This is a genomic window from Nocardia sp. NPDC051981 (assembly GCF_040680715.1).
Lineage (GTDB): Bacteria > Actinomycetota > Actinomycetes > Mycobacteriales > Mycobacteriaceae > Nocardia.
The window spans coordinates 115049-133943 of the sequence record NZ_JBFAXK010000017.1 but is presented as its reverse complement, the minus strand read 5'-3'; the positions used below and the strand labels follow the sequence as shown (position 1 = coordinate 133943).

Below are 18895 nucleotides of genomic sequence, written 5' to 3'. Positions count from 1 at the left end.
GGTGCGACGTGCATCGAAAACTGCTGTCCAGCGTGGGGTTTCGGCGTCCGGCACTCTTGACCGCGGCCGTCTGCATCGTGGCGACGGCCGCCGTCGGGCCTGCTGTGCTGAATACGGCGGAAGCCCGGGGCGGGCCGCCGGACACCACGGTCCCCATCGACAAATGCCCGGCGCTGTTCGCGCTCGGCGTCCAGGGCACCGGCGAATCCTCCCCCGACGCCGCCGTCACCACCGACACCGGCATGCTGTCGGAGGTCTTCCGGCCCATGATGGCCGCCGCCAGCGACGCCGGACTGGTGGACCGGGCCTACGTGCCCTACGAGGCGTCCTTCGGCGGCGCGGTGTCGGTGTCCACCACCACCTACAGCCAGTCCGTCACCGGCGGCCTGGACCGGCTGCGGTCCATGGCCAAACAGGTCACCGACCGCTGCCCCAGCACGAAGCTCGCCATCGCCGGATACTCGCAGGGCGCGCATGTGGCCGCGCAGTTCGCGCAGGAGGTCGGCGCGGGCCAGGGCACCGTCCCGGCCGACCGGATCGCGGCCGTCGCGCTGTTCGGCGATCCCAACCGCAATGCCAACGCGCCGCTGTTCCCGGGCAAGCCGGATCAGAAGCTGCCCACCGCCGCACCCGGCACGGACGGCAAATCGGTAGCGGCACTGGGGGATCCGCCCGCCACCAAGACCGCGTCCGGGGCGGGCATCGCCCCCGACAGCGCCACCCTCGAGAACTTCGGCACCCTGGTCGGGCGGGTCGCCGAATTCTGCACCGAGGGCGATCTGGCCTGCGATACCCCGGTGGGTGCGCCGCTGGTGCGGACCGTCGCTAATATCGCCGGGCAGGTGGAGATTTCGGCCGGTGATCCGATCGGGTCGCTGAAATCCATCGCGGAGGCGCTGGCCTACACCTCGATCAAGACCGCCACCTCGGTGGTGAACAACGACGTGTCCGGCAACTCGCTGTCGGATCTGTCGTACCAGCCGCAGAAGTCGATCTCGCAGCGCATCGCCGACGCCTCCAACCCGAACAACCAGGTCGACGTCCCGGGCGCATTCCAGGCGCTGCTCAAGGTCGGCACCATCGCCATCAATTCCATTGTGGCCGTGGTGAAGGACATCCTGACCCCGGCCAATATCACCGAGATCGCCACCGCCGGACTGGCCAACCCCCTCGCCGGGCTCGCGGTGTTCGGGGCCAAGCTGGTCGGCGCGGTCACCAACCTGGTGCCGCCCACCACCATCAGCCGGCTCACCACCCAGGCATTCACGGCCGTCACCCAGAACGTCACCGACAACAAGGATCTGCTCGACATCACCACCTGGGTGCGGTATTGGGACACCGCTCAGAAGCACGACTACACCCACGCCCAGGGCGCGGGATTCGGCGAGAGCCCGACCGACTGGGTCGGCCAATGGTTCGCGGCCGTCGCCCACGACCTGTCCGGCGCCGCCACCCCGGGCGCCGTCCCGAGCGGTGGCAGCGACAAACCCATGCTGGGAATGGATTTCGCGGGCACCTCGACGACGCTCACCAGCGTCGCACCCAACGGGCAGTTCCCGCTCGGCGGCGGCACCGACACCGGCACGCCCAGCAGCGGCGTCCCGGTACTGAGCTTCTCCCCCGCCCCGACCACACCCACCACCAGCGGGGCGCCACTGATCCCCGACCTCAGCCCGCGGGCGACGCCATGAGCACCACCGAATCGGAGTCGCGGACAACGGAATCGGAGCCGCCCACCCCGCTGCACGAGGGCGCGCAGGCGTACACGGGCAGCTGGTCGGACTGGATCACCGGTGCGGCCGGGCCGGGACGCGCCGGATACGGCGAGTATCCGGAGCAGTCCGGCGACCGCAGGGTCAGCGCGGCCCGCCACGAGAACTACGCGGCCGGTACTGACGAGTTCGAAGCCGACGATTTCGACGACGAGTACGACGATTTCGACGACGAGGACGAGTACTACGAGCCGCGGTCCGCGGAATCGAATCCCCAGCAGGCGACCGGCTGGGCCGCCGCCGTGTCGGAGTACAGCGGGCAGGGCACCCGGGCGGCCTCCGGCTCGTCCCACGCTCGGTCGATCGGCGACCCATTGGGCACCCGGCAGCCGAGCGCCGCCCACGCCCGGCTGGGCCGCGCCCGGGCAGGAGATCAGCCACGGGCGCTCAGCGCCTACGACCCGGCAAGGCACGGTGCCGCGACCGACGATCCCCCGCCGGGCTACCCGACCGCCCGCCGCCCCCTGAAGCGGGCCGCGCGGCCGACCAGGCAGCGACCGAGATTCGCACTCCCCACGCTGAACGGCGGCCAGTGGGCCGTCCCCCTGCTCGGCCTGCTCGCCGTCCTCGCGGTGACGGCGGCGATCGCGGTCCAGATCGCCAAGGTCACCGGAGGCGACGCACCCGCGAAATCCCATCTCGCGACGCCTCAGGCCACACCCGCCACATCCAAGCCCGCCGCAGCCTCACCCGTCGACCAACCCGCGTCGGGCCTGCCCGCCAACCTCTGCCCCAATGAGGTGAAGGGCGGCAATGTCCGCGGTAACGGGCCCGGCAGTACCAAGTCCGGCCCGGATGCCATTCTCGCGCTGCAGAACCGCTACTACGTCGACCGCTCGGGCAAGGCGGTCCGTGAGATGTTCGCGCCGGACGCACCTACGCCGACCGTCGACCAGATCCAGGCCGGCATCGACAGCATCCCGGTAGGAACCACCTACTGCGTGCAGATCATGCCCGGCCCCTTCGACGGCCAGCACATCATGGTCGTCACCGAACAGCATCCCGACGCCACCAGACGCACCTGGTCCCCGCAGCTGGTCATCACCACCAAGATCGGAGACGCGACCCTCGTCTCCGCCATCGTGCCCATGAACGAGGACTCCCCCAAATAGCCGCCGCGCCACAACCGGAACACAACCCCGCCCCAGCGGCACGCCGGGGCAACTCAGGGTTTGCCAGGCGTTTTGGAAATGCGGGGCGGGTGGGCTAGTGTTCTCTCTCGCAGCCGGACGGGCCGAGACGGGCCGGATGGAAGCGATGCGGATGTAGCGCAGCTGGTAGCGCATCACCTTGCCAAGGTGAGGGTCGCGGGTTCGAATCCCGTCATCCGCTCAACACAGACAACGAGACGCAGCGCCTGAGCCGCGAAAGTTGTTCTCACGCAGTAGATCCCGAGCACATTCGCAGCCATATCGGCCCGATTTCGCGGTAACCTTGTCAGAGTGACCATGTTGCTCAGCGCCTTCCACGACACTGTGCTTTCCCAGCACGCCGTGCTCGCCCAGCTCGGCAATCCGACACCGGAGACACCGCCGGTAGCGGACAAGCTCATGAAGCTCGTCCGGTACTTCACCTGGTTCGTGTTGCTGTCGGGTGTCCTGGGCATCACCTACGCCGGTGGCCGCTTCGCCTGGGAGAAGTGGTCGGGCGGCGGGCTCGCCTCCCCGAAGATGGTGGCCGGAGCGATGATCGGCGGAATCATCGCCACCAGCGCGGGCACCATCATGAATGCTGTCATCGGATCCTGACCGTTCCACGGCAATTCCGGCCGTTCAGCGCGTGGTGCGCCGTGTGTCGGTGGGCACCGTTAGGCTCGTCGAACCGATTGGCGAAGACGGGTAGGGGCCTTGACGACGAGCGATGCACGCACCGCGCGCACCACACCGCGCGACGACCCGGCCGAGGGAGTCGATTTCGGGCTGGAGCACGTCAATGAGGTGCTGGCCGCCATGGCCGGCGAGGTGGTGGCCGATCGGCCACGCGATGCCGAGCTGATCACCTGCCGGCTCGGACTGGACGGGGAGGGTCCGGAGACCCTCATGCTGCTGGGCGCGCGATTCGGGGTTTCGCGGGATCGAGCGCGACAGCTGTACACGCGGGCCGTGGGCACCATGCTGCGGCAGACGCTGGCCACCGGGCAGCACGATCTGGGGGTGTTCGCGGAACGGTATCCCGTCGGGTGGGGTGATGAGCGACTGGTGCGGACACTGCTCGCGGAAACCTATGCCACCGACGGCGATATCGCGGCACAGGACTGGGCATATCTCAAGCTGCGGCTCGCCGGGCACGATCTGCAGGACTCGAAACGACTGGCGGGCTTCGTCTTTCAGCGCATCGCGGGGTGGCAGCAGAAGGGGCGCTGGCATCTGCTGCCCCCGGCGCAATCCGATGACACACCCGACGACATGTGGAATACGTGGCTGCGGCGCGTCGAATGGGGCGACGGCAGGCCCGAGGAACTCCCGGTCCTCCCGGCCGGACGCCTCGACTACGACGATGACGGCCGCGGGCGCATGTACTCCGAAAAGCTCGGCCGCGAAGTCACTTTCGACACCGCCCTGCAGGCACGCCTGCTCCGCCTGCTGGACGCCAGCCCGCGCGTGGAATCCTTCCGCGAGCTTCCCGCCGCCGTCACCTACGAACTCGACGGCGCCGACCGCGTCCACTACCCCACCGCCGCAGCGCGATTCACCGATGGCCGCACCGTCCTCATCGACGTCCTCCCCCTCGCCCACACCGCCCTGCACCCCCAGCGCGCCCGCGCGGCAGCCTCCCGTGCCCACGCCTTCTCCCGCGGCTGGGGCTGGCTCACCTGGACCGGCAGCCGCGACGGCATCCCGGAACTGCTGTCGCGCACCGTGAATCCCCACCACGAGTCCACCCTGACGAGCCGCCTGTCCACGGGCCCGATGAGCTGGTCGGCCCTCGATGCCTACCGCACCGATACCGGTCTCGACCTCCTCGACCTCGCCGCCCTCGTCCTGCGCCACGACTGGCACTGGCACCGCGCCCCCTTCCGCCTCACCCGCTGACCCGCTTCACCGAATCAACACATGATGGCGCCGAATCAGCTTGTGGCGGTGCCGAACCAGCGCGGCAGGACTTCGAGTAGGTCCTCCTGGTCGGAGCCGGACCAGGCGATGTGACCGTCGGGGCGGAGCAGGAGGGCGGGGGCGGCGAGTTCCTCGCTGACGTCGACCACGCGGTCGACGCGGTCGGACCAGCCCTGGACCGACAGCCGGCCGGTCTGGTCGAGGAGCAGGCCGCGGCCGTGGTGCATGAGCTCGTAGAGGCGGCCGCGTTTCAGGGCCACGTCCCGCTGGCGGCGACCACGGAGGTCGTCGCCCGGGCCGAAGTCGTAGCGGACGCCGAGGGCGGTGACGCGTTCGATCAGGAACCGGTGGACCTCTTCGAATTCCATCAGGTTGGTGAGCAGGCGGCGCAGGGCCCGGGGGCCGGGTTCGAGGGAGGTGAGTTCGCTCATGGCGCGGGCGGTGTCGAGGACGTCGGCGGCCACCGGGCGGCGTTCGGATTCGTAGGTGTCGAGGAGATCGGCCGGGGCCCAGCCGTTCACGGCCGCGGCGAGCTTCCAGCCCAGATTGAACGCGTCCTGGACGCCGAGGTTGAGACCCTGACCGCCGTTGGGCGGGTGGATGTGCGCCGCGTCACCCGCCAGGAAGACGCGGCCCGATCGGTAGCTGTCGGCCAAGCGGGTGGCGTCGCCGAAGCGGGAGAGCCATCGGGGTGAGTGAGCGCCGAAATCGGTGCCCGCCACCGCCCGGACCTGACGCTTGAGCTCGTCGAGGGTGGGCGGGACGTCACTGTCCTCGGCCACGCCGTCGGCGGGGGCGCCCAGCCGGTACACGCCATTGCCCAGCGGCATCGCACCGAAGCGCCGATGCGTCTTGTGCAGTTCGGTGACCAGCGCCATCACCTCCTCCTGCGGTGTGGTCAGCTCCACCTCGCCCATCAGCGTCTCGAGCCGGGCCGGCTCGCCCGGAAACCCGATGCCGAGCAATTTCCGCACCGTGGACCGGCCGCCGTCACAGCCGACCAGGTAGCGCGAGCGCAGCCGGGAACCATCGGCCAGCTCGACCGTCACCCCGTCCACGTCCTGGCTCAGACCGGCCACCACACACCCGCGCCGGATCTCCGCGCCCAGCTCGACCGCGCGCTCGGCCAGCAGGCGATCCGTGATCGGCTGCAGCAGACCCAGCACGAACGGAAACGTGGTGTCCAAGCGCACCGGCCGCGCGGGCACGATCCCGGCGAAGAACGCGCTCGGATCGTGCTGTTTGCCCAGCGCCAGGAATCGATCCGCCACACCGCGCTGATCCAGCACCTCGACACTGCGTGCGTGCATCCCCATCGCCCGCACCACCTTGGTCGGCTCCGGGTCCCGATCCAGCACGAGCACCTCCACCCCGTGCAACCGCAATTCCGCGGCAAGCATCAGTCCCGTCGGCCCGGCACCCGCAATGATCACATCGGCCATGAATCGCCATCCTCCTGATTTCCGCAGGTAATCGCCTGTCGGCCGACGATTCTGCGGCACCCCCCGGGCCTTGCCGCAAGCCCCCCACCGCGATATACGTTGAAAGGGGAAGCCCACTCTCGGTGCTCTCAGGGGCTTCGCCCCCGAACCCTCCAGAAACGCTCGGGGGCTCCGCCCCAAACCCCCAGGGAAATAGCGGTGTACCGCAGAACCCGTGGATGCGCCGGGCTCGGCCGATTGGGTGAGGTTTCGGCGGGCTACTTCAGGACCAGGCCCGCGGCGATGAAGGTGATGATCACCATCACCGCGAACCAGGTGATCAGCTGCCAGTGCAGGATCGCGGACTTCTGACCGGCGACCGTGAGCCGCAGCGTGGCGTCGACCCGATTGTGGTCGGCGATCTTGCGGCGGGTCTGGGCCAGATCGTCGGCCTGCTGCTGGGCGGCGAGCTCCGCGCGCTCCAGGCGGTGGGTCATGCGCAACAGCTGCTTGGTCTTGTCGCGGGTGGCCTTGCGGGCCAACGCCAGAGCCGTGCGCTGATTCATGAGTTCCTGGCGCTGCCGTGCGATGACGGCCGCCTGTGTCCGAGTGTGGCGTTCCCAGTCGGTCACCGTCGCCCATCCTCCCATGTGCTCGTCGCGGCAGCCGAACGCTATCTCTCCGGCCACCCAGCCCGTTACGAATTCACGTAGTTCACAGGCGGATTGGCGAGCCGACACCACACCGCCCGGGCCGGAGGACAGCAGGCCGCCGACCACCCGGTACTCGCAGCCCTCGGCGGCGAAGTCGTCGAGACCGAGCGCGGGCAGCTGCGCGGTCCAGAAACCCGGCGGGCAGATCCACAGCACTTCACCACCACCGGCGGACCGGAGCTCGGCGGTGACCGCACGGGCGCGCGCCAACTCGGGTGGCGCACTGGACACCTCGATGACGCCGCTGCGATCACCCTTGCGCCACAGCACATCCGAGAGGCCCGCACCGACAGCGACATCCAGCTGGACATCCTCGGCGCCGGCCGCCAGCAGCCGGCCGCGCAGCCAGAACTTGAGCCGCTGCACATCCCAGCGGCAGTCCGCGCAGTCGATTTCCCGGCACCGCTCCCCCGCCGCATGGCCACGCCCATCGGCACTGCGGCCAACCGTGTCCGCGTCACCCCGCACAGACTTCTCCACCGTCCCGCGCACAGACTTGTCCACGACCGAATCCCCCACAGCCGTCTCAGGATTCGCGTGCGGATCCGGGTCGGCAAGGGCCACCGACCGCTCCCGCGGAACTTCCACTCGCCTCGTGCTCACAAGATCACCCCAGCCACCACACTCACGGAAGGACCGCTTCCGTCCTATCGGAAACCACCAGCCCGAGCCGTCACTTCCAGAGTGCCGCAGGGCATGCGTCCGAAGACACGAAAGCGACCAGATTTGTTACCCAACCGCGAGCCGCGTGTGATCAAGCGCGCCGCGGATCGTAACCCGTACCCGGGATGCCGGACCCGCCCGCCGCCGCTACTCTTTCGAAATGCCCCCGAGTCAGCCCCCGAAGCCGCAGCTCAGCGCTCTCCATCCGACACTGCGCGCGGCGCGCTCCGCGAACTCGGTGGCATTCGCGCTGCAGGGGTTCTTCCTGGCCGTGATTCTCACCGAGCTGCCGCAGCTGAAGGACAAATTCACACTCTCCGACGGGCTGATCGTGGCGATCGTCGCGCTCATCTCCCTGCTCGCGGGTGTGGGCAGCATCACCGCCGAGCGGATCGCGCTGCACTGGTCGAGCCGCACCGCACTGCGGATCGGGCTGGCGCTGATCGCGGTCTCCGGTGTGGCGATCGCACTGTCGCCGAACATCATTGCGGCCTTCGTGGCCCTGGGGATGTACGGCGTGGCCGTCGGCATCGTGGACGCCGGGACCAATATGCAGGCGGTATTCATTCAACATGGCTATGGCCGATTCATTCTGGTCTCGTTCTACGCGGCCTGGAGCGCGGGATCGATCACCGGCGCGCTGTTCGTCTCGGCGTTCGAGGCGCTGAAAGTGCCGTTGCAGGCGTCGATCCTGGTGGCCGCGGCGGTGGTGGCCATCGGCTGCCTGGCGGCGGGACCACGACTGCTGGGCACCGACGAGGCCGAAGCCGGTCCGGCCGAACACGAACCGGCCGGCTCGGTGCCGATGCGCATCTTCTGGATCTTCGGCGCGGTGATCGCCCTCGCCTTCGCCATCGACCTCGCGGTCGGCAACTGGTCGGCGCTGTACCTGAAGGACGAACTGCTGTCCTCCTCCGCGACCGCCGCGCTGGCGCTGGCCGCCTACCAGGGCGCGTCGCTGCTCGGCCGCCTCACCGGCGACCTGTGGGTACGCCGGTTCGGGCCACGCACGGTGGTGCGGGTGGCCGCGGCGGTCGGGTCGGTCGGCCTGGTGATCGTGGTCACCGCCCCCGGACCGGTGGCCGCGATCCTCGGATTCCTGGTCGCCGGAATCGGATTGCCGGTGATCGCGCCGCTGTGCTTCAGCGAGGCCGGGCAGCTCACCAGCGGGCGCGAACTGGATGCGCTCATCGCGCGGCTCAATCTGTTCAACTACGCGGGCACCCTGGTCGGCGGCGCGGTGGTGGGCGCGGTCGCCGACGCCGCCAATCTGCGTGCCGGATTCGCGATTCCGCTCGCCTTCGCGGTGGTACTGATCGGCTGCGCCCGGGTCTTCCACCGCCGCACCGACACCACCCCCGCGGCCGCCGAGCCCGCCGCGGAGCCTGCTTGACTGGAACGGTGAGCGATTCCGTAGCCATCACACCGGCGACCGCGGACGACGCCGACGAACTCGCCGTCGTCGCCGCCGCGACCTTTCCGCTGGCCTGCCCGCCCGGATCCGCACCCGAGGACATGGCCGCCTTCATCGCGGAGGTGCTGTCCGCGGACCGGTTCCGGGAGTACCTCGGCGATCCCGGCCGTGTGGTTCTGAAGGCCGTACTCGGCGGCGAGATCGTCGGCTACGCACTGCTCAATGCCATGGAACCGGCCGATCCCGCCGTGGCGGAGGTCATCACCCTGCGCCCGGTGACCGAGCTCAGCAAGATGTACGTGCTGCCCGGCCAGCACGGCAGCGGCGTCTCGGCGGCGCTGATGCGGCGCGCGCTCGAGCACTCCCGGGCCGGCAGCAGCAAAGCCGTGTGGCTGGGTGTGAACCAGCAGAACGCGCGCGCCCAGCGCTTCTACGGCAAACACGGCTTCACCGTCGCCGGCACCAAGACCTTCACCGTCGGCAACCAGCTGCACCACGACTACGTCATGCTGCACGAATTCTGAAGCTCCAGGCGGCGACCCGCGAAGCGCTGCCGCATCCGGCGATCGTGGGTCACCAGCACCACCGCACCGGGGTAGCCTTCCAGGGCCTGCTCCAGATCCTCCACCAGGGCCGGGGACAGGTGGTTGGTCGGCTCGTCGAGCAGCAGCAGATCCACCGGATCGGTGACCAGCCGCGCCAATTCGACGCGGCGGCGCTGGCCATAGGACAGCTCACCCATGCGCAGGCGCAGGTCGTCCGGCCGGAACAAGCCCAGCGCCAGCAGCGCCTCGGCGTGCTCGTCCGGATAGCCCGTCCGCCCGGAAGCGAACGCACCCAGCACCGTCAGCTCCGCCGGCCACGGTGACTCCTCCTGCCGCAGGTGCCCGGCCCGGCCGCGCACCGTGACCTCGCCCGCCTCGGCAACCAGCTCCCCGGCCAGCAGCCGCAGCAGCGTGGTCTTGCCCGCGCCATTGGCACCGGTCACCAGCAACCGTTCACCGGCCTCGATCCGCAGGCCGCCCATGCGCAAACGACCTTCCACCACAACCGAACTCACCTCGGCGAGGGGCGGTACTACCATGGCCGCGACCACCCCGACTCGGTCGCCGGACGCCGTTGGCGTCGTGCCGCTCGACGCAGTAGCGGTCGACGCGATGCCAACGGGTACGACGCCGCCCGGCACAGTGCCGCCTGGGCCGATGACACCGAGTGGGGTCTCGGTCGATCCAATTCCGGTCGTTCCGGTGCCGGTCGGTCCGGCGGCGGCTGAGAGGGGGTCGGTCGTGGATATCTCCGCGGTGAAGCGGAGCGGATCCGGTGGGGGCGCAATCGGATCCGCGGTCAGGCGGGAGACCCGCTCCTTGGCGTTGCGGATGCGGGACTGGGCGCCGTGGCCGCGGCTGCGGGTTCGGAAGGGACCGGCGGCGAAGACCGCGAGCGGGAGCTTGCGCGGAATCGCCTCCAGGCGGACGACATTCGACTCGGCCAGTCGCTCGTTGCGGGCCAGTTCGGTGCGCCAGCGCTGGTGCTCGAGCTGCTGCCGGTGCCGCTGGGCGGCCTTGGCGGTGAGGTAGCCGCGGTAGCCGTTGCCGTGGCGGGCGACCGCGCCCGCGTCCACCTCGAGCACGGTGCTGGTGATGCGTTCGAGGAAGACGCGATCGTGGGTCACTGCCACCACGGTGCCGGGGTGGTCCCGCAGCTGCCCCTCGAGCCATTCGACGGCATTGTCGTCGAGGTCGTTGGTGGGCTCGTCGAGCAGCAGCAATTCCGGTGCGGAGGCGAGGGTGGCCGCCAGCGTCAGGCGGCGGCGCTGACCGCCGGACAGCGTGCCCAGCAGGCGATTCCGGTCCAGGCCGGGCAGCCCGAGCCCGTGCAGGGCCGCGTCCACCCGGGTATCGGCCTGATACCCGCCGCGCGCCTCGAACCGGGCCGCCAGGGCGGTGTACGCCTCGAGGCGGCGGCCGAGCGGCCCGGGCGTGGCCAATTCGGCCTCGGCGGTGCGCATCCGGGCCTCCAGGTCGCGAATATCGCTGAGAGCCAGGTCGATTGCCGCGCCGACGGTGGCGGTGGGCGGCAGCTCCAGACTCTGGGCCAGGTAGCCGATGCCGCCGGGGGACTGCACGATGACCTCGCCGTTGTCAGGGACTTCGCGACCCGCGATGAACCGCAGCAGGGTCGACTTGCCGGCACCGTTGTCGCCGACCACGCCGGCCTTCTCACCGGGCCTTATGGACAGGTTCACCGCGTCCAGCACGATGCGGTCGGCATAGCGTTTGGTGACGCCGGACAGGGTCAGCTGGGAGACGGCAGGTGTTCGGACGGTAAGCACAGGGATCTCCTGTTCTCGGCTCGGCAGGAGCCGGATGGGTGGAGCCCACGCGAAAATCGAACGCCGACAGGCGGATAGGCGTGAGAGGGGATTCGACGCGGAGCAAAGCTCAACGCGGCGAAGCGATCACAAGAACAGGAAACCGATACCCATGAGGCCTGGAACATTATCGGTGCGGCACAGGGCCGTCAACCACTTTGTCGTGGATCACAAAGGCGAACGCCGGGCGGTGAAGAACCGCCCGGCGTTCGCCATCACATCGTGAACGACCTTGTCAGGCCAGCAGTTTCGCCTTCAGCGCCGCGACGTCCGCGTCGGAGAGCTTCAGGCCGTCGCGCACGTAGTCGTCGAAGCTGCCGTAGCTCTTGTTCACCTGGTCGAAGGCCGAATCCAGCGCCGAGGCGGTGACGCCGTTCATCATGTCGCCGTCCTTGGCGCCACGGTAGTAGTTGGACAGCAGGTAGTCGTAGTGGACCGTGTCCTTGTCCACACCCAGGATGGTCAGCAGCACCGCCGAGGTCCAGCCGGTGCGGTCCTTGCCCGCGGTGCAGTGGAACAGCACGCCGCCCGGGTTGTAGGCGATGTCGCGCAACACGTTCGCGAAGCCCTCGTTCGCGCCCGGCGCGGTGATGAAGGCGCGATACAGGTCGGTGCCCGCGGCCAGGGTAGAGAGCATCACCTGCGGCGGAGCCTGGCCGATGATGTCGTCGTGGTGCTCGGCGGCGCCGGCGGGGACCTTGTCCACGCCCATGAACAGCTGCTCGTAGCTGGTGCGCAGATCGTGGATGGACGCCACGTTCACCGACGCCAGCTTGGCCAGGTCGGCGTCGGTGGCCTTGCCCAGGTCGCCGGTGCGGAAGACCAGACCGGTGCGCACAGTGTGGCCGTCGACGGTCCGGTAGCCGCCCGCGTCCCGGGCGTTGAGCACGCCGGTCAGGCCGAGGGCACGGTTGTCGGTGTTGACGAGCACGCTGCCGGTGGCGGCGGGCGGGTCGCCGGCGAGGGCGGTCGCCGCCGACCCGAGGCTCGCGGACAGTGCGATGGTGACCACCGCGGCAGCTTGGACAGCACGGTTACGCAAGGTAGATCTCCTTCCGGGGCCGAAAACCGAATCCGGCCCGGCTTTCACTGACCCTCGGAATTTATTACCTAAGGAAACTATGAGAGAAACCGGTTCCTACCTGCCGGTTACACGTGAGCCAAGGCCGGCGCTACGCGTGCGCCGGACCTGCGTTACGCGTGAGCCGGGACTTCGAACCGCGACAGCGCCAGCAGACGCGAGATCGCGCGCAGGTACTTCTTGCGGTAGCCGCCGTCCAGCATCTCCTGGGTGAAGATCTGATCCAGCTTCGCGCCCGAGATGGTGACCGGGATGCCCGCGTCGTACAGACGGTCGGCGAGCACCACGATGCGCAGCGCGACCGCCTGATCGGTCACCGGGTGCACATCCGACATGTACACGGCCGAGACATCGTGGATCAGGGCGCCGTAGCGGGACGGGTGCAGCGTGCTCAGGTGCTTCACCAGCGCGTCGAAGTCGTCGAGCGTGGAACCCGGTGTGGCGGCGGCCTTCTCGGCCAGCAGCTCGGGAGCGGTGGGCTCCGGGGCGGGCGGCAGATCGCGGTGCCGGTAGTCGGGGCCGTCGACGCGGACGGCCTCGAACAGCGCGCCCAGCTTCTTGATCTCGCGCAGGAAGTCCTGGGCGGCGAAGCGGCCCTCACCCAGCTGGCCCGGCAGGGTATTGGAGGTGGCGACCACGGAGACGCCGCGGTCGGTCAGCTCGGTGAGCAGGCGCGAGACCAGCATGGTGTCGCCCGGATCGTCGAGCTCGAACTCGTCGATGCACAGCACGCTGTTACCCGCGAGCCGCTCCACGGCATTGTTGAAGCCCAGCGCGCCAACCAGATTGGTGACCTCACCGAAGGTGCCGAAGGACTTGGGCTCCGGCACGCTGTGGAAGATCGAGGCCAGCAGGTGGGTCTTGCCCACACCGAAGCCGCCGTCCAGGTACAGGCCGATGCCGCGCACCGGCTTCTTCTTACCGAACAGGCCCTTCTTGTCCGCGGCCTTGCGGAGCTTGGTCACCTGATCCGCGAACAGCTCGGCCTTCAGCACGGCCGCGGCCTGGGACGGTTCCTTCGGATCCGGGATGTAGGAACCGAAGCTCACCTCGTCGAAGGTGGGCGGGGGAACCATCTGGGCCACGAGCTGGTCTGCCGGAACCTCCGGGTGGCGATCGACGAGGCGTTGTTGCACGGCGTCAGCGTAGATGCGTGGTGGGATGGGTCCTTATGCAGCGTATGCCGAATGCGATTCAGCTCACAGATCTGACCCGCGACGACCTGGTCGAGTTGTACGCGTATCCGGTCGAGCCATCCGCACCGTACGTTCGTGTCAACTTCGTCACCAGCATCGACGGCGCGGTCAGCGTGGACGGGCGCTCCGGCGCGCTGGGCACGCCCGCCGACAAGCGGGTCTTCGGGCTGCTGCGGGATCTGGCCGACGTGGTGCTGGTCGGGGCCGGGACCGTGCGCGCGGAGAACTACGGTGCGGCACACACCGATCCGGAACTGCGCAAGCGGCTGCACCGGGAGGGGCTCGGCGGCGATCCGGACGGGACGCCGCCGCGCATCGCGGTCGTCACCGGTTCCGCGGCACTGGATCCGGCGAGCAAGCTGTTCACCGACACCGGGGCACGGCCGATCATCCTCACCACCACCGCCGCGCCCGGCGACCGCACGAAGCGGCTCCTCGACGCGGGGGCCGAGGTGATCGAATCCGACGCGCACGAATCCACCGTGACCGCCGTCCGCACTGCACTGGAGCGTCTCGGGCTGCGGCGGGTGCTGTGCGAGGGCGGGCCCTCACTGTTCGGCCAATTCCTCACCGCCGGGGCCGTGGACGAGCTGTGCCTGACCGTATCCCCGCAGCTGGTGGGCGGGACCGCGGGCCGAATCGCGGTGTCCCCCAAGGCCCTGCCCACCCCGATGAACCCCCGCCACCTGCTGCTCGACACCGACGGCACGATCCTGACCCGATGGGAACGCGCGCGGACCCGAGGCTGAAACCGCCTGCCGGACCTGGCAGGCTGTAGCGCATGCGCTGGACTCGGGCCGCTCTGCTGGCGTCGACACTGTCGATATTGGTGACCACCGCGTGTGGGGCCGGGCCGTCCGACCGGCCCGCCGTCGCCGTGGAACAGCCGCACCAGGCCGGAGTCGCCACCTCCACCGCGCCCGCCGACGCCACCCCGCCCGCACCCGAGGTGCCCAAGGCCGACCTGGCCTGGAAGGACTGCACCGCACCGACATTGAACCTGCTGTCGCTGGGCGCGCCGCCGCAGGGGCTGGTGCTCGAATGCGCCGAATACACCTCACAGGTGGATGTGGCCGGAAATGTAGCGGGCAACTTCCGCAATGCGGCCATGCGGGCCCGCTACGACCGGACGCCCAAGGATGCCGCGCCGCTCATCCTGACCTCCGGTTCCGACCGGTCCTCGACGGCCACCCTGGCCGGGCTCGCGGCCGGGCCCGCCAGCGCGCTGCTGGCCGCGCGGCCGATCATCGCGGTCGACCGGCGCGGCATCGGCAGCTCCCAGCCGGTGACCTGCATGACCGACCCGCAACGCAAGGCCATCGCCGATCAGACCCAATTCACCCGGGGCGCAACCGATGCCGTGGACACCATGAGCACCGCCGGGCGCGACGCCACCGTCGCCTGCCTGGACTTCCTGGCCCCGGCCCAGGCCACCTTCGACGCACCACACGCCGCCGACGACCTCGAGCAGCTGCGCAAGCAGTTGCAGGTGGACCATCTCGCGCTGCTCGGCACCGGAACCGGAACGAACGTCGCGTTGAACTACGCGCGGAAATACGGACAGCACCTGGGCCGGCTGGTGCTGGACTCGCCGCAGGGGGTCGGCACGGACGCCAACGGGCGCGCCGAGCAGCGGGTCAAGGGACAGGAGGCCGCGCTCACCGCATTCGGGCAGCGATGCGCGTCGCTGAACTGCTCGCTCGGGGGCGACCCGCGGGCCGCCGTCGTCGACCTGGTGAACCGGGCCGGCGCCGGACAACTCGGCGACCTGTCGGCCTCGGTGCTGGTAACCACCCTCAGCGGCTTCCTCGGCGACTCCCGGGCGACCGGCAACGCGCAGATCACCGAATTCGCCGACGCCCTCAGCGCCCTCGGCAAAGGCGATCACGGCCCGATCACGCCGTTCCTGCTGCGTGCCGCCGCGGGGATCGCCTCCGACGGTCAATTCGTCAACCGCTGCAGCGACAATCACGAGCCCTCCACCCCCGACAAGGCCAAGGAGCTCGAAACCACCTGGGGCACACAGTATCCGGTGTTCGGCAAGGTCGCGGCCATCGACCTGATGGCCTGCTCGGCCTGGCCCGCCGCCACCCCCATGACCCTGCCCGACAAGCTGAACCTGCCGGTCCTGGTCCTCGGCGGCAGCGCCGACCCCGTCACCGGCCAGGACGGCCGTCCCACCGTCACCGGGGCGCTCGGCGCGGCGGGTGCGCGCACCGCCACCGTCGTCTGGCAGGGCTGGGGGCACCCAACCTTCGCCCACTCCGGCTGCGCCCAGCAGTCCCTGGCCGACTACCTGAAGGACGCCACGCTACCCGCCGACGGCACCGCCTGCCCGGCATAGCGATACGTACGGGCACTCCGTATGCCAACGCGACAACTGATCTCGCAACGGTCGGGGTAACTCCCCGGGTACGCCCAGAATCGGTACGGCACCCAGCCGCCGGCACGGATGCGAGACTGCCGACGGCACCCGAGCTGCCCGCCGAAGTTCCGGGGAGGCGGAGCAGTGGGTCGGCGCATGTGTGACGCGGCGATTCGGTGTACCGTGCCCGAGTGTTCCTTCGACAGCTCGAGCCCCGCACTGCTCGCACCACCGCCGAGGTACTGAATTTCGCACTGTGGCCGCTCGCGATCCTCACCGTGTTGCACCGGGTGTTCATCAACGCTGTCAACTACCACGTCACCAATGACTTCACACCGGTGTACAACGCGTCCCTCGCGTTCCTCAACCACCGGCCCGTGTACAACGCGAACTTCAGCTCGACCGATCCGGCCTATCTGTATCCGCCCAGCGGCACGCTGCTCATCTCGCCGCTGGCCATCATCGATCCGGAAAAGTCGCGGTGGGCCTTCATCCTGGTCAATGCGATGGCCCTGCTGCTGGCCTGGTATCTGCTGCTGAAGCTGTTCAACTACACGCTGAACTCCGTCGCCGCGCCCGCGCTGCTGCTGGCCATGTTCGTCTCCGAGACGGTGACGAACACACTGGCCTTCACCAATATCAACGGCTGCTTGTTCATGGCCATGCTGGTGTTCATCCACCTGCTCCTGAAGCGCAGGGACCTGTGGGCCGGTGTGGCATTGGGGTTGACCATCGCGGTGAAGGGTCCATTGCTGGCGCCGCTGCTGCTGATTCCGCTGGTTCGCGGACAGTGGAAGGTGTTCATCACCGCCCTGGGCATCCCGGTGGCGCTGAACCTGCTGGCCTGGCCGCTGATCGTGGACTACAAGCAGTTCTGGACCCATACGCTGCCGTACCTGTCGGAGGCCAGGGACTACTTCAACAGCGCCATCGTCGGCAATGCCGGGTACTACGGTGTCGCCGAGTGGCTGACCTGGACGATGCGTATCACCGTCGGCGTCCTGGTGTTGATCTCGCTGTGGCTGCTGTACCGGTACTACCGCGAGGACGAGGTGTTCTACATCTGCAACACCTCCGGCATCCTGATCACCGCGGCCATGCTGCTGGGCCCGCTGGGCCAGATGTACTACTCGATGTTCCTGTTCCCCATGCTGATGACCGTGGTGTTGCGCAACTCGCTGCTGCGCAACTGGCCCGCGTGGGTGGCGATCTTCGGATTCATGTCCTACGACAAGTGGCTCTCGGACCGCTGGCAGAGCATCGGCCGCGATCTGGAGTACCTGCGCACGACCTTCGGGTGGGGGCTGCTGCTGATCGTGGTGTTCTGCGTGCTGGGCGACCGTTACCTCGCCGCCCGCCGCGAAGGCCGCCTCGAGGTCGGCAAATCCCTGGATCCGAAGTGGATGCACCCCGAATGGGTCGCCGACGAACCCGAAGTCACCATCGTGCCCCGGACGAAGGCGACCGCCTCGTATTAGCGTGGAGCCATGAGTTCCGATGCTGACAGCTCCACAGGGACCGCGGGGCTGCCCGTCCCGCGCATCCAGCTGACCCCGCAGGAATGGCGGACCAAGCTGACCCCGGACGAATACCGTGTACTGCGCGAAGCGGGCACCGAGCGGGCGTTCACGGGCGAATACACCGACACCGAGACCGAAGGCGTCTACTCCTGCCGAGCGTGCGGGGCCGAATTGTTCCGCAGCGCCGAGAAGTTCCACTCGCACTGCGGGTGGCCGTCGTTCTTCGATCCGGCGAAGTCGGAAGCCGTGCTGCTGGTGGAGGACAACTCGCTGGGGATGCGGCGCGTCGAGGTGCTGTGCGCGAACTGCCACAGTCATCTGGGGCACGTGTTCGAGGGCGAGGGATATCCCACGCCCACGGACAAGCGCTACTGCATCAACTCGATCTCGCTCCGTTTGCACCCCTCGGACAGCGCAGCTGAGTGAGTCGCAGAAACACTATGGGGCATGCGCGATTTCGCGCATGCCCCGAATTATGCGGGCAACACACCGGCGACCTTCCCGCTAATGGCATCGGGCCCGCCCGCCGTATGCGGCCGGGCCCGATCCCGATGCGGGTCGCTACGGGAGTGCGGCGATGAGCTGCTCGACCTCGACGCGCGGACCGGTGAAGAACGGAACCTCCTCGCGCACATGGCGACGGGCCTCGGTGGCGCGCAGATCGCGCATCAGATCCACGATGCGGTGCAGCTCGGGCGCCTCGAAGGCGAGAATCCACTCGTAGTCGCCCAGGGCGAACGAGGCCACGGTGTTGGCGCGCACGTCCGGGTAGTCGCGGGCCTCCTTGCCGTGGTCGGCCAGCATCTTGCGGCGCTCCTCGTCGGGCAGCAGGTACCAATCGTAGGAGCGCACGAACGGGTAGACGCAGATGTAGTTGCCCGGCGCCTCACCCGCGAGGAAGGCGGGGATGTGGGACTTGTTGAACTCGGCCGGGCGGTGCAGGGCCGCATTGCTCCAGACCGGATTGGAGATCTGGCCCAGCTCGGTGACACGGCGGAAGTCGGCATAGGCGGCCTGCAGATCCTCGATCTTCTCCGCGTGCCACCAGATCATGAAGTCGGCGTCGGCGCGCAGGCCGGCGACATCGTAGATACCGCGCACCACCACGCCGCGCTCCTCGAGCGAGTCGAAGAAGGCCCGCGCCTCCTTGATCGCCGCCTGGCGATCCTCGCCGAGCACGCCGGGCTCCACCTGGAACACCGAGAACATGAGGTAGCGGATGGTGTCGTTGAGGGCCTTGTAGTCGAGTCGCGCCATGGCCTCCATCGTGCCACTGCGCCCGAACCCGCCCGAAATGGGGCACGGCGGACTGCGTGATTCAGCTCG

At 68.9% G+C, this 18895-nt stretch carries 16 protein-coding genes and 1 tRNA gene; 11 read left to right on the top strand and 6 right to left on the bottom strand.

What is annotated here, in order from left to right; translation table 11 throughout:
• Positions 1 to 8: 8 nt before the first annotated feature.
• The 5 genes from AB0L60_RS27025 (at position 9) to AB0L60_RS27005 (ending at position 4804) form a co-directional block, all read left to right on the top strand.
• On the top strand, positions 9 to 1691 hold the full coding sequence (locus AB0L60_RS27025) for a cutinase family protein (RefSeq protein WP_364619010.1): 1683 nt from the start codon (positions 9 to 11) through the stop codon (positions 1689 to 1691).
• Positions 1688 to 2884, top strand: coding sequence for a hypothetical protein (locus AB0L60_RS27020; RefSeq protein ID WP_364619007.1), 1197 nt, complete (start codon positions 1688 to 1690; stop codon positions 2882 to 2884). Before AB0L60_RS27025 ends, AB0L60_RS27020 begins: the two co-directional genes overlap by 4 nt.
• Before the next feature lie 147 nt (positions 2885 to 3031).
• Positions 3032 to 3104: transfer RNA gene (locus AB0L60_RS27015), tRNA-Gly, on the top strand.
• Between the two features lie 116 nt (positions 3105 to 3220).
• Positions 3221 to 3520 carry a hypothetical protein gene (locus AB0L60_RS27010; protein WP_354837076.1) on the top strand — a complete coding sequence of 100 codons (300 nt, stop codon included), beginning with the start codon at positions 3221 to 3223 and terminating at the stop codon, positions 3518 to 3520.
• Between the two features lie 99 nt (positions 3521 to 3619).
• A complete protein-coding gene (locus AB0L60_RS27005; protein WP_364619004.1) occupies positions 3620 to 4804 on the top strand; it encodes a hypothetical protein in 1185 nt (394 codons plus the stop codon).
• 35 nt (positions 4805 to 4839) lie between these two features.
• On the opposite strand, the gene rox is transcribed toward AB0L60_RS27005, so the two are convergent.
• The gene (gene rox, locus AB0L60_RS27000; protein ID WP_364619001.1) at positions 4840 to 6267 is read right to left on the bottom strand and encodes a rifampin monooxygenase; all 1428 of its coding nucleotides are present in this window, start codon (positions 6265 to 6267) and stop codon (positions 4840 to 4842) included.
• Positions 6268 to 6524: 257 nt separating this feature from the next.
• Entirely contained in the window at positions 6525 to 7463 is a 939-nt protein-coding gene (locus AB0L60_RS26995) for a hypothetical protein (RefSeq protein WP_364618998.1), read from the bottom strand.
• 319 nt (positions 7464 to 7782) lie between these two features.
• Here AB0L60_RS26995 and AB0L60_RS26990 point away from each other — a divergent pair, with 319 nt between their 5' ends.
• Together AB0L60_RS26990 and AB0L60_RS26985 are read left to right on the top strand one after the other, a co-directional pair.
• Complete coding sequence (locus AB0L60_RS26990; RefSeq protein WP_364618996.1) at positions 7783 to 9015, top strand: MFS transporter; 1233 nt, start codon at positions 7783 to 7785, stop codon at positions 9013 to 9015.
• Positions 9016 to 9023: 8 nt separating this feature from the next.
• Positions 9024 to 9560: a GNAT family N-acetyltransferase gene (locus AB0L60_RS26985; RefSeq protein ID WP_364618993.1), complete on the top strand. Its 537-nt coding sequence runs from the start codon at positions 9024 to 9026 to the stop codon at positions 9558 to 9560.
• Here the strand turns inward: AB0L60_RS26985 and AB0L60_RS26980 are convergent.
• The 3 genes from AB0L60_RS26980 to zapE all read right to left on the bottom strand — a co-directional run bounded on the left by AB0L60_RS26980 (position 9536) and on the right by zapE (position 13624).
• On the bottom strand, positions 9536 to 11368 hold the full coding sequence (locus tag AB0L60_RS26980; protein WP_364618990.1) for an ABC-F family ATP-binding cassette domain-containing protein: 1833 nt from the start codon (positions 11366 to 11368) through the stop codon (positions 9536 to 9538). The two genes, AB0L60_RS26985 and AB0L60_RS26980, sit on opposite strands and share 25 nt — an antisense overlap.
• A gap of 274 nt (positions 11369 to 11642) precedes the next feature.
• Positions 11643 to 12449: a tyrosine-protein phosphatase gene (locus AB0L60_RS26975; RefSeq protein ID WP_364618988.1), complete on the bottom strand. Its 807-nt coding sequence runs from the start codon at positions 12447 to 12449 to the stop codon at positions 11643 to 11645.
• A gap of 152 nt (positions 12450 to 12601) precedes the next feature.
• Positions 12602 to 13624, bottom strand: a complete 1023-nt coding sequence (gene zapE, locus AB0L60_RS26970; RefSeq protein ID WP_364618985.1) for a cell division protein ZapE — start codon at positions 13622 to 13624, stop codon at positions 12602 to 12604.
• Between the two features lie 35 nt (positions 13625 to 13659).
• On the opposite strand from zapE, the gene AB0L60_RS26965 reads away from it, so the two are divergent.
• The 4 genes from AB0L60_RS26965 (at position 13660) to msrB (ending at position 17995) form a co-directional block, all read left to right on the top strand.
• Positions 13660 to 14433, top strand: a complete 774-nt coding sequence (locus AB0L60_RS26965) for a pyrimidine reductase family protein (RefSeq protein ID WP_364618982.1) — start codon at positions 13660 to 13662, stop codon at positions 14431 to 14433.
• A 32-nt stretch (positions 14434 to 14465) separates the two neighbouring features.
• Positions 14466 to 16028 carry an alpha/beta fold hydrolase gene (locus AB0L60_RS26960; protein ID WP_364618980.1) on the top strand — a complete coding sequence of 521 codons (1563 nt, stop codon included), beginning with the start codon at positions 14466 to 14468 and terminating at the stop codon, positions 16026 to 16028.
• Positions 16029 to 16240: 212 nt separating this feature from the next.
• The gene (locus tag AB0L60_RS26955) at positions 16241 to 17527 is read left to right on the top strand and encodes a glycosyltransferase family 87 protein (RefSeq protein ID WP_364618977.1); all 1287 of its coding nucleotides are present in this window, start codon (positions 16241 to 16243) and stop codon (positions 17525 to 17527) included.
• A 9-nt stretch (positions 17528 to 17536) separates the two neighbouring features.
• Entirely contained in the window at positions 17537 to 17995 is a 459-nt protein-coding gene (msrB, locus tag AB0L60_RS26950) for a peptide-methionine (R)-S-oxide reductase MsrB (protein ID WP_364618974.1), read from the top strand.
• 135 nt (positions 17996 to 18130) lie between these two features.
• On the opposite strand, the gene hemQ is transcribed toward msrB, so the two are convergent.
• Complete coding sequence (hemQ, locus tag AB0L60_RS26945; protein ID WP_364618971.1) at positions 18131 to 18826, bottom strand: hydrogen peroxide-dependent heme synthase; 696 nt, start codon at positions 18824 to 18826, stop codon at positions 18131 to 18133.
• Between the last annotated feature and the right edge of the window lie 69 nt (positions 18827 to 18895).

What these genes read in the sequence shown, in the direction of transcription:
- AB0L60_RS27020 (WP_364619007.1), top strand. Translation starts at nt 1,688, where the DNA reads ATGAGCACCACCGAATCGGAGTCGCGGACAACGGAATCGGAGCCGCCC.
- AB0L60_RS27010 (WP_354837076.1), top strand. Translation starts at nt 3,221, where the DNA reads ATGTTGCTCAGCGCCTTCCACGACACTGTGCTTTCCCAGCACGCCGTG.
- rox (WP_364619001.1), bottom strand. Translation starts at nt 6,267, where the DNA reads ATGGCCGATGTGATCATTGCGGGTGCCGGGCCGACGGGACTGATGCTT.
- AB0L60_RS26990 (WP_364618996.1), top strand. Translation starts at nt 7,783, where the DNA reads ATGCCCCCGAGTCAGCCCCCGAAGCCGCAGCTCAGCGCTCTCCATCCG.
- AB0L60_RS26965 (WP_364618982.1), top strand. Translation starts at nt 13,660, where the DNA reads ATGCAGCGTATGCCGAATGCGATTCAGCTCACAGATCTGACCCGCGAC.
- AB0L60_RS26960 (WP_364618980.1), top strand. Translation starts at nt 14,466, where the DNA reads ATGCGCTGGACTCGGGCCGCTCTGCTGGCGTCGACACTGTCGATATTG.
- msrB (WP_364618974.1), top strand. Translation starts at nt 17,537, where the DNA reads ATGAGTTCCGATGCTGACAGCTCCACAGGGACCGCGGGGCTGCCCGTC.
- hemQ (WP_364618971.1), bottom strand. Translation starts at nt 18,826, where the DNA reads ATGGCGCGACTCGACTACAAGGCCCTCAACGACACCATCCGCTACCTC.